9 protein-coding genes are annotated in these 9648 nt (G+C 73.9%); 5 read left to right on the forward strand and 4 right to left on the reverse strand.

What is annotated here, in order from left to right; genetic code table 11:
* Positions 1-34: 34 nt before the first annotated feature.
* Both ACIRBX_RS22700 and ACIRBX_RS22705 read left to right on the forward strand, forming a co-directional pair.
* On the forward strand, positions 35-1636 hold the full coding sequence (locus ACIRBX_RS22700; protein ID WP_402298897.1) for an ABC-F family ATP-binding cassette domain-containing protein: 1602 nt from the start codon (positions 35-37) through the stop codon (positions 1634-1636).
* Between the two features lie 89 nt (positions 1637-1725).
* Positions 1726-2463: a hypothetical protein gene (locus ACIRBX_RS22705; protein WP_402298898.1), complete on the forward strand. Its 738-nt coding sequence runs from the start codon at positions 1726-1728 to the stop codon at positions 2461-2463.
* Positions 2464-2783: 320 nt separating this feature from the next.
* Here ACIRBX_RS22705 and ACIRBX_RS22710 read toward each other — a convergent pair whose 3' ends face one another.
* A complete protein-coding gene (locus ACIRBX_RS22710) occupies positions 2784-3248 on the reverse strand; it encodes a MarR family transcriptional regulator (protein WP_402298899.1) in 465 nt (154 codons plus the stop codon).
* A gap of 82 nt (positions 3249-3330) precedes the next feature.
* On the opposite strand from ACIRBX_RS22710, the gene ACIRBX_RS22715 reads away from it, so the two are divergent.
* Positions 3331-4176 (forward strand): alpha/beta fold hydrolase, encoded by an 846-nt coding sequence (locus ACIRBX_RS22715; RefSeq protein WP_402298900.1) that lies wholly within the window; start codon positions 3331-3333, stop codon positions 4174-4176.
* 482 nt (positions 4177-4658) lie between these two features.
* On the opposite strand, the gene ACIRBX_RS22720 is transcribed toward ACIRBX_RS22715, so the two are convergent.
* Entirely contained in the window at positions 4659-5936 is a 1278-nt protein-coding gene (locus ACIRBX_RS22720; protein ID WP_402298901.1) for an FAD-dependent monooxygenase, read from the reverse strand.
* 411 nt (positions 5937-6347) lie between these two features.
* On the opposite strand from ACIRBX_RS22720, the gene ACIRBX_RS22725 reads away from it, so the two are divergent.
* Entirely contained in the window at positions 6348-6881 is a 534-nt protein-coding gene (locus ACIRBX_RS22725) for a hypothetical protein (protein WP_402298902.1), read from the forward strand.
* 60 nt (positions 6882-6941) lie between these two features.
* Here the strand turns inward: ACIRBX_RS22725 and ACIRBX_RS22730 are convergent, their stop codons facing one another.
* Positions 6942-7874 carry an MBL fold metallo-hydrolase gene (locus tag ACIRBX_RS22730; protein ID WP_402298903.1) on the reverse strand — a complete coding sequence of 311 codons (933 nt, stop codon included), beginning with the start codon at positions 7872-7874 and terminating at the stop codon, positions 6942-6944.
* A gap of 100 nt (positions 7875-7974) precedes the next feature.
* On the opposite strand from ACIRBX_RS22730, the gene ACIRBX_RS22735 reads away from it, so the two are divergent.
* Positions 7975-8961 (forward strand): AraC family transcriptional regulator, encoded by a 987-nt coding sequence (locus tag ACIRBX_RS22735; protein ID WP_402298904.1) that lies wholly within the window; start codon positions 7975-7977, stop codon positions 8959-8961.
* Here ACIRBX_RS22735 and ACIRBX_RS22740 read toward each other — a convergent pair.
* Positions 8922-9413 carry a nucleotidyltransferase domain-containing protein gene (locus ACIRBX_RS22740; protein WP_402298905.1) on the reverse strand — a complete coding sequence of 164 codons (492 nt, stop codon included), beginning with the start codon at positions 9411-9413 and terminating at the stop codon, positions 8922-8924. The genes ACIRBX_RS22735 and ACIRBX_RS22740 overlap by 40 nt on opposite strands.
* Positions 9414-9648: the final 235 nt, after the last annotated feature.

Below are 9648 nucleotides of genomic sequence, written 5' to 3' on the forward strand. Positions count from 1 at the left end.
GTGTCCGTTTCCAGCTGAGTCCGGAGCCCCGTTCGTGATCACCACTCACGGCGTCGACGTTCGCGTCGGCGCCCGCCTCCTGCTGTCCGATGTCACCCTCACCGTCTCGCGCGGCGACCGGATCGGCCTGATCGGCCGCAACGGCGCCGGCAAGACCACCCTGCTCAGGATCCTCGCCGGCGAGGCGCAGCCGAGCGGCGGCGTCGTCCGCCGCACCGGCTCCGTCGGCTACCTGCCCCAGGACCCGGCCGCCGCCGATCCGGCGCTCACCACCTCCGACCGCATCCTGTCCGCCCGTGGGCTGGACCGGGCACTGCGCGCCGTCCGGGCCGCCGAGGCGGCCATGGCGGTCGCCCCCGACCAGGCCCGTCTGGAGCGGGCCGTGCGCGACCACGCCCGCGCCTCGGACGCCTTCGAGGCGGGCGGCGGGTACGCCGCCGAAGCGGAGGCGGCGCGGGTCGCCGCCGGGGTCGGCCTGCCGCAGCACGCCCTGGCACGGGAGTTGGGCACGCTCTCCGGCGGGCAGCGCCGACGGGTGGAGCTGGCCCGCATCCTGTTCGCGGGCCACGACACCCTGCTGCTCGACGAGCCCACCAACCACCTGGACGCCGACGCAGTCGGCTGGCTGCGCACCTTCCTGGCCGGCCATCGGGGCGGCCTGGTGCTGATCAGCCACGACACCGCCCTGGTGGCCGGCACCGTCAACCGGGTGTTCGCCCTCGACGCCGGCCGGGCGGCGGTCGACGTGCACAACACCGGATGGGACGCCTACCTCCGGACGAGCGACGCCGACGAGCGGCGGCGGACGCGGGAGCGCGCCAACGCCGAACGCAAGGCCGCCGCCCTGCAGTTCCAGGCGGACCGGATGCGGGCCCGGGTGTCCACCGCGGTGGCCGCGAGGAACATGGACCGCCGGGCCGACCGGATGCTCGCCGGGCTGGCCCCCGTCCGGCGGGCGGACCGGGTCGCCCGGCTCCGCCTGCCCGAGCCCGCGCCGTGCGGCCGGGTGCCGCTGGGCGCGGTCTCGCTCGCCAAGGCGTACGGGGACCGGCGCGTCCTGGCGGGGGTGGACCTGGCGGTCGAGCGCGGGCACCGGCTGGTGGTGCTGGGCCGCAACGGCGCGGGCAAGACCACCCTGCTCCGCATCCTGGCCGGGCAGGAGGCGCCCGACACGGGGCGGGTGGTCCACGGGCACGGCCTGCGGCTCGGCTACTTCGCCCAGGAGCACGAGCAGTTGGACGGCGCCCGCACCGTCCGGGAGAACCTGGCCGCCGCCGCACCCCGGCTCGACGACGGCGAAGTCCGGGCGCTGCTGGGGTCCTTCCTGTTCTCCGGCGACGACGGCGACAAGCCGGTCTCCGTGCTCTCCGGCGGCGAGAAGACCCGCCTGGCCCTGGCCACCCTGGTGAGCTCGGGAGCCAACGTGCTGCTGCTCGACGAGCCCACCAACAACCTGGACCCGGCCTCCCGCACCGAGGTCCTGGCCGCCCTCGACGGCTACCCCGGCGCGGTGGTGATGGTCAGTCACGACCCGGAGGCGGTGGCCACCCTGCGGCCCGACCGGGTCCTGCGGCTGCCGGAGGCGGTCGAGGACCACTGGAGCCCGGCCCACCAGGAGCTGGTCGGGCTCGCCTGAGCCGGTCGATGGCCGGGCCGGTCCGGAAGGGCCGGTCCGGCGCCCTGCTCCGCCGGAACGAGCAGCCCAACTCAGCTTGACGTCTGACCATGAACGATCGTCATCGGAATACGTGGTCCGTGGTGATCATCGTGCGGAAGACTGTGTGCGTGCCGCTTCCAACTCCGCTCGCCGCTGCTGAAGAGATCCACGCTCATCTCGTTGACCAGATCAACCTCGCCCTTCGCCGGCCCGGGATGTTCGGGGGCGAGGTGGCTCTTCGGGTTCTGATCGACCACCTGCTGTTCGTGGAACGCCGGCCCGAGGCGTGGGCTGAGCTGAAGCAGGAGTGGGAAGAGCAGGGGCTGTGGACCTCCATCGGCCCCGCAGGGGCCTTCCAGGCCGTGTTCCCGGCACAGGTCGACTGCTGCGAGGTCGCCTCGGTGTACGCGGAGTTCGCACGGCGACGCGGCTGGCTCAAGCCCGATCGGGTCCTGACCGGGGAGGAGTACCAGGCCCTCGTAGGCCGAGTCCGGCGTTGGGCCGCGGATGACCGCACCTGGCCTGACGTGACGGCGGAGTTCGGTCCTCCCTCCGTGCTGTTCGGAGGAAACAACCCTCTGTACGGGAAGACGCTCGGTTACCTCACGGCGGATCTGCAGCAGCCGATGGTGGTCTTCCACCTTTGGAACGGCAGCGAACCAGGGGCCGAATCGTGGCTGCCCGAGCACGGGCAACCGCTGCTCCTCGCGGTCCGATTCTGCGGCGGTTCGTTCCGCGGATCGTTGACCTTCACCCCCGAGGGCGAGCGGAGACGACCGACGGACGATCCTTGTTCGCCGCAGTAGCCGATCCAACGGAGACCGCAGGTCACCCATCTGAGGATTCCCCATACAGCGACTCGGCCTCCGCATGATCCTGGACCCTCGAAGAGGTACCGGACTTGAGGTGAATGCCGCAGTGATGAGTGTGGTGGAACGGGGTGTGCGGGGCGAGCCGTTCGCGGAACCGTCACGCTTCCGGGGGGGCTTCTACGACTGCCTGATCAGTCGGAGCGACCCGCTGTTCGAGCTGACCAACGCGGCGCCGTCATGCTGCTGGTGGCCGGCTTCCTGGTGGCCCCGCTGCTGCTGAGGTGGCTCATCGAGGCGGCCTCCCGGAGCAGGCCCTAGGTGGGCCGGGCGGCCGCCAGGGTCGTGCTCATGGTGGTCAGGAAGTGGGCCACGGTGGCGAGTTCGGCCTCGTCGAAGGCGTCCATCGCGCCGGTCAGATCGGCAATCGTGGGCCCGAAGAAGGACCAGCCCAGCTCGACGGCGCGCTCCTCGACGGTCAGCAGGATGCGGCGGCGGTCGGCCGGGTCGCGATCGCGGCGGACCAGGCTGAGCCGCTCCAGGCGGTCGAGCAGGGCGGTGGTGCCCGCCGAGTTGAGGCGGAGGCGCTCACCGAGACGGCCCGGGGTCAGCCGCTCGGCCGCGCGGTCCGCGTCGAGCAGGGTGATCAGGGCCCGCAGGTCGGTCGGGTGCAGCCTGTTCGCCGTGGCGAACTCCGCGCCCAGCAGGTCGAATTCGACCGTCAGGGCGCGGAGCAGATGGACCAGGCGCAGTAGCTCGGGTCGTTCGTCCGCTCTCCGCATTGACGCACACTCCTCTCGTCCGCCTAGTATCTCGCTGAGCGAGAGAACTGGTCAACCCACCGACCCAGCCGAGGAGTTCATCGTGTCCGAACGCTTCTCCGCCGCCTACGACGCCCTGCTCGCCCGCTGGCCGGCCGGCACGGCCGAGCTCACCGTCCCGACTCCCTACGGCCCGACCAGGGTGCACGCCTACGGCCCGCCGGACGGCGAGCCGTTGGTGCTGCTGCACGGCGGAGGCGCCACCGGCACCGTCTGGTACGCGAACGCCCCCGCGCTCGGTGCCCGCCACCGCCTCTACGCCGTGGACATCCTGGGCGATGCCGGACGCAGCCTCCGGGCGGGCCGACCCCTCCGCGACGCAGCCGACCTGGCGGACTGGCTCGGCACGGTCCTGGACGGTCTCGGCCTTCCCACAGCCGCACTCTGCGGTCACTCCTACGGTGCCTGGCTCGCCGTCACCTTCGCCCGGCGGTCCCCGCAGCGGGTGACCCGGCTGGCCCTGCTCGATCCCACGCAGGTTTTCGGCGGCTTCCGCCCCGGCTACCTGCTGCGGGCGCTGCCGACGCTGCTGCGCCCGACCGCCGCCCGGGTCCGCCGCTACCTCGCCTGGGAGACCGAGGGCAGCACACCGGACCGGGGCTGGTCCGAGCTCTACGTGCTCGGCGCCATCGACCGCCCCGGCGGCCGCCCGGTCACCGGCCGCAGGGCCGACCCCGGCGGTCTGACCGTCCCCGCCCTGGTGCTGTTCGCCGGACGCAGCCGCGCCCACGATGCGCAGGCCCTGACCGTCCGGGCCCGCCGCCGACTCCCGCACGCCGAGGTCGACATGCTCCCCGGCCTGACCCACCACGCGATCCCGACCGCTGCCCCCGCCGAGTTGGACCGCCGCCTGCTCGTCTTCCTCGCGCGCGAGCATCCCGGCGGCTGAGGGCGGGGCTGTAGGTGCGGCCGCTTCGCCGGAGCTTGTCTCCTCGGTGGGTCGGGGTGTCGATCGGATGGGTGTGTCCGACGGGTGATCAGGGATGCGATGCGGGACCGTGCCGTTGATCCCGACCGCCGCCCCCGGCGAGCTGGACCGCCGCCTGCTCGCCTTCCTCGCGCGCGAGCGCCCCGGCGGCTGAGGGCGGGGCTGTAGGTGCGGCCGCTTCGCCGGAGCGAGTGTCCTCGGTGGGTCGGGCTGTCGATCGGATGGGTCTGTCCGACGGGTGATCAGTGATGCGAGGCGGGGCCGGACCGTGCCGTCGATGCCGGCCGGTCCGGTCCCTGGGCGACGGTGGGCCGACCACCGCCGGATGTGGGAGGCCATCGCCCGGAAGTACCGCCCGCGTGATCCGCGCCCACCTGAGACGACGCCACGTTGAAGCCGATTCCAGGCCCCGACCGGCCGACGGGCGCCCGGGGCCGGTTCGGCTACCGCTCGGTGGCCCGACCGGCCGGGGGTGCGGTGTCCTGCACCCCCGCGTAGTCCGGGAGTTCGATGCCGTTGATCGCGCGGCCGATCAGGTCGCCGAACCACTCGCCGGTGAAGTCGGGCAGCGGCTCGGTGTCCGGGCCGGGGACATCGCGGGTACGGGCGTTCAGCCGGCCGATCTCCTGGTTGGCCTCGACGAACGGCCGCATCAGTGCCTCGTAGCGGGCGAAGGCGGCCTCCGGGTCCCACCCGGCGGCCGCCAGCTCGCCGGCCAGCAGGTAGGCGCCGACCAGGGCCAGCCCGGTGCCCTGGCCGGACATCGGCGAGGAGCAGAACGCCGCGTCACCCAGCAGCACCACCCGCCCCTGCGACCAACGGTCCATCACCACCTGGGCCACCTGGTCGAGGTAGAAGTCCGGGGTGTCGTCCAGGTGCGCGAGCACGTCCGGAGCCAGCCAGCCCAGGCCCGCCATCCGCTCGCGCAGCAGCCCCTTCTGGGCCTCGACGTCCCGGTGGTCGACGGTGAGGTCGCCCGTGGCGGAGTAGAACATCGCCATCGCCCGGGTGGCGTCCCGGAACGGGCGCAGCAGCACCGAGCGCCCCGACTCCCTGTCCTGGTACTCCAACAGCCAGCGGTCCAGGCCGAATTCGTTCGGGACGCTGTAGAAGGCCAGTACGTGCCCGAGGCTGCGGACGTACCGCTCGTGCGGCCCGAAGACCATCGCCCGCAGCTCCGAGTGCAGCCCGTCGGCCCCGACCACCAGGTCGAAGCGCCGCCGGTCGCCGCCCGCGAAGACCACGTCGACCCCGTCCGCGTCCTGGGTGAGCCCGGCGATCCGGTCGCCGAAGAGGTACTCGACCCCGTCCCGGGTGTCGTCGTACAGCACCTGGGCGAGGTCCCCGCGCAGGATCTCGATGTCCGCGATGAACCCGTCGCCGCCGTCGTCGTCCGCCCGGAAGGTCTCCAGCACCTTGCCGTCCGCGTCCACGGTGTGCGCACCGGCCGTGTCGGTGCAGGCGGCGCGGACCGCCTCGTCCAGGCCCATCCGCACGATCACCTCCCGGGCGATCCCGCGCGCGTCCACCGCCTGCCCGCCCGGCCGCAGCCCGGGTGCCCGCTCCACCACGGTCACCTCGGCCCCCCGGCGGCGCAGCCAGTGCGCCAGGGCGGGCCCGGCGATGCTCGCTCCCGCCACCAGCACCCGGGGAGCACCGTCCGCCGTCCCCTGATCATCCGTCAGGACCGCGCGCTCCGCCCCGGAACCGTCCACGCCCATCTCTGCCTCCCACTCACCACACCACCGACCACGGACCGACCCGCCCACGCTATCCCCGGGCACCGACGCCGCTCCGCCGACGCGGCCCGGGACAGCCGTACGGCTCCGCTCCCGTGAGGTGCCGGCGGCCGATTCGGAGCCGAGGGCGGAGCCGGGCGGGAGAGTGACCGGTGTCGGTGTCGGGTGGCGTCGAGGCGTCCGCACGGGGCCAGGACCGATGGTGCCCTGGACGGGGTCCGAGGTGGCTCCGTCACGCCCTGAGCCATCTACTGACCCTCCAAATTCCTTGCACCGAGGCATACTTGACGGTCCATCAGACATGTGGTGAAGATGTGGCGGTCATCGGACCGTCCGGTGCCGGGCCACCCCGGCGATCGGTGGTCGTCGCCCGTACCCGAGAGGTTGCCCACCATGCGCAGGTCGCTCGCCCAGGTGCTCACCGTCGCCCTCCTGTTCGCCGGCTCGCTGGCCACCACGGGCGCTGCGGGCGCGGCTGGGGCCGAGCCCGGCAACGGCCGGGCCCCGGCGGCGGGGCAGGGTCTGAACTCCCGCTACCTCTGCGTCCAGGCCCATGTGGCGGGCATCGGTTGGCAGGCCGAGAAGACCTGTGTCGGCGCCGTGGTGGGGACCACCGAGGAGGGGCGGGCGATCGAGGCGCTGCGGTTCGTTCCCTTCAACATGAGCGGCCTCTGCGCACGGGCCCACGTGGCCACCATCGGCTGGCAGCCGTGGGTCTGCGTGCGGGACAACGTCACGTTGGAAATCGGCACCACCGGCCAGTCGCTGGCGCTCGAGGCGGTCGAGGTCCAGACCCAGAGCGGTTCGGTGGTGCTCAACGCGCATCTGAGCGGCTACGGCTGGCAGGGGCAGCGGGCCGGTGCGCGGGTGCTGGTCGGCACCACCGGTGAGAGCCGGGCGATCGAGGCCCTGACCGCCATCGGGTAGTCCGGGGCCCTGCGGCCGTGGCTCCGGCCCGGGGTCACGGTTGACCCGCGCCGTCCGGGGTCACGGCCGGCCCGTGCCGCCGGTGGTTTCGAACGGCGTGTGCGGAGCCAGGGTGAAGCCGCTGCCGTGGCGGCGGACCTCGGTGGCGCCGGGGCCGGAGAGGTGGGCGGGGAAGACCAACTCGCGCAGATCGGCGGCGCGTTCGAGGATGCGGCGGCGACTGGCGGCGGCTGCCGCCGGGTCCTGGCAGAAGCAGCTGTTGTGCGCGGGTTCCAGGATCTGCACCGGGCTGTGCACCAGGTCGCCGACGAACACCGCCCGTTCGCCACCGGAGGTCAGCCGCAGGACGGCGGAGCCGGGCGTGTGGCCGGGCGCCGGCTCCAGCACCAGATCGCGGTCGATGGCGTGACGGCCGTCCCAGAGCACCAGCTGCCCGGCCCGGCGCACCGGGGCGATGCTGTCCTCGTAGAGCAGCCGGGCGGTGGTGGAGGCCCCTTGGCCGTAGTCGTTGTCCGGGCCCAGGGCGGTGTGGTCGGCGGCGTGCAGGAGGTACTCCGCGTTGGGGAAGGTCGGCACCCAACTGCCGTCCTCCCACCGGGTGTTCCAGCCGACGTGGTCGGCGTGCAGATGGGTGTTGACCACCGTGTCCACCTCCTCCGGGCGGATGCCGGCCTCGGCCAGCAGCTCCAGGAACCGGCCCTGCCGCCGGTGGAACTGCGGGGCGTCCGGCCGCTCCCGACCGTCGCCGACCCCGGTGTCGACCACCACCGTCCGCCCGCCGCTGCGCAGGACCCAGGTCTGGAGCGCCATCACGGCCATGTCGGTCGCCGGGTCCCAGTGGTCGGGGGCGAGCCGGTCGGCGTGCTCCCGCCAGAGTGCGGCCGGTGCCTGTGGGACCAGTTCGGCGGCGGGCCGGAACGGGCCCCGGTACTCGACGATGCGGATGGCCTCGACGTCGCCGAGGAGGATGCGCGGTGCGCTCTCGATGCTCATGCCGACGAGCCTAGGAGCACCGGTTGACGCTTCCAATGGCGGATCTGCTCAACGGAATACGCATGCGTCTCACAGCCGAGCGGGCGGCTAGGCTGCCGCCATGGACGTGGTGAGCGATGCGATAGCGGCCGTGCGGGTCGGCCGGCCCTCCACCAATCGGCTCCGGGTGGCCGGGAGTTGGAGCACCAGGCTGGCCCCGTACGAGGGCGCCGGGTTCCACGTGGTGCTGGAGGGCTCCTGCCGGCTGCTGATCGAGGACGGTGCCCCGGTCCTGCTCCGCACCGGGGACGCGGTCCTGCTCCCGCACGGGACCGGGCACGTGCTGATGGACGCGGACCGCGATCCGGCCGACGGGGCCACGGCCGTGCCGTTCGAGCGGCTGATGGACGGCAGCGTGCCCCGCCCGCCCCGGACCGGGCCCGGCGGGGCCGAACTGCTCTGCGGCAAGTACCGGGTGGACCGCAGCCGCACCCACCCGCTGCTGGCCGAGCTGCCGCCCGTCGTCCACCTGCCCAACCGGGTCGGCCGTCATCCCGAACTCCGCTCCGCGATCGAGCTGTTGGGTGGTGAGCTGCTCGGCCGGCGGCCCGGCGCCGAGCTCGCCGTCCCGAGCCTGCTCGACCTGCTGCTGGTGTACCTGGTCCGCGCCTGGCTGGCCGAGGACGGTGCCGGTGCCTGGTCCGCCGTGCTGGGCGATCCGGTGACCGACGCCGCGCTGCGCGCCCTGCACGCCGACCCCGCCGCCGACTGGACCAACGACCGGCTCGCCGCCGTGGCGGGCGTCTCCCGGCCGACCCTGGCCCGGCGCTTCACCGCCCTGGTCGGCCGCCCGCCGATGGCCTACCTCACCTGGTGGCGGCTCACCTTCGCCGCCACCCTGCTGCGGGACACCACCGACCCGCTGGCAGCCATCGCCCAGCGGGTCGGCTACGGCACCCCGTACGCCTTCTCGCACGCCTTCGCCCGCGAGTTCGGCACCACGCCGGGACGCTACCGGGCCCGCGGGGCGGGTGCCGGGTCCGAGCCGGGCGCGGGCCGGGAGGGCGCTCAGAAGTGGGTGGCGATCCCGAAAACCCGGCGCAGCTGAGCCATGTCGTGCAGGTCGCGGTCCCTCGGCTCGTACCCCTGGTGGAAGGAGACCTGCTGGTCCGCCGACAGGCACGGCACCGTCCCTCCCGCGATCGTGCCGGTCACGAAGGCGGCGGCCGGGTAGCGGAACGGCGCGTCCGGGTCGGGGGACGCCTGCACCGCCGAGCCGTCGTCGGTGAAGACCAGCGGGTGGAGGTCCACCTCCCGGCCGTCCGGGGCCGTGACCACGAACCTGACGGGCCGCCAGTCCAGCGTCTCGGCGAAGCCGGCCTCCGCGAGGGCGGACAGCAGCGCGGGCTCCTGCTCCTGACGGTGCATCAGATCCAGGTCGTGGTGCTCCCGGGTCTGTTCGCCGACCAGGGCGTCGACCCCCCAGCCGCCGCCGATCCAGACCTCCACCTCCGCCCGTCGGAGCACCGCCAGGACGGACAACACCTCTTCGGCCTTCATGCCCCGCAGGGTAGTCGGGTGCCCGCTGTGAACGTTCGCGCGGGTCACCGGGTCGTGCGAGGACGAGGGGCGGAGCGGGCCGAAGGGCGAGTAGGACGGCATACGGCGCCGGAGCAGAAGGGTGGGGGGGCGCGGGGGGCCCCCCCCCCCGCCCCCCGCCCCCGCCCCCCCCCCCCCCCCCCCCCCCCCCCCCCCCGCCCCCCCCCCCCCCCCCCCCCCCCCCCCCCCCCCTACC

This window comes from Kitasatospora sp. NPDC096147, from assembly GCF_044763225.1.
In the GTDB taxonomy this organism is placed as follows: domain Bacteria; phylum Actinomycetota; class Actinomycetes; order Streptomycetales; family Streptomycetaceae; genus Kitasatospora.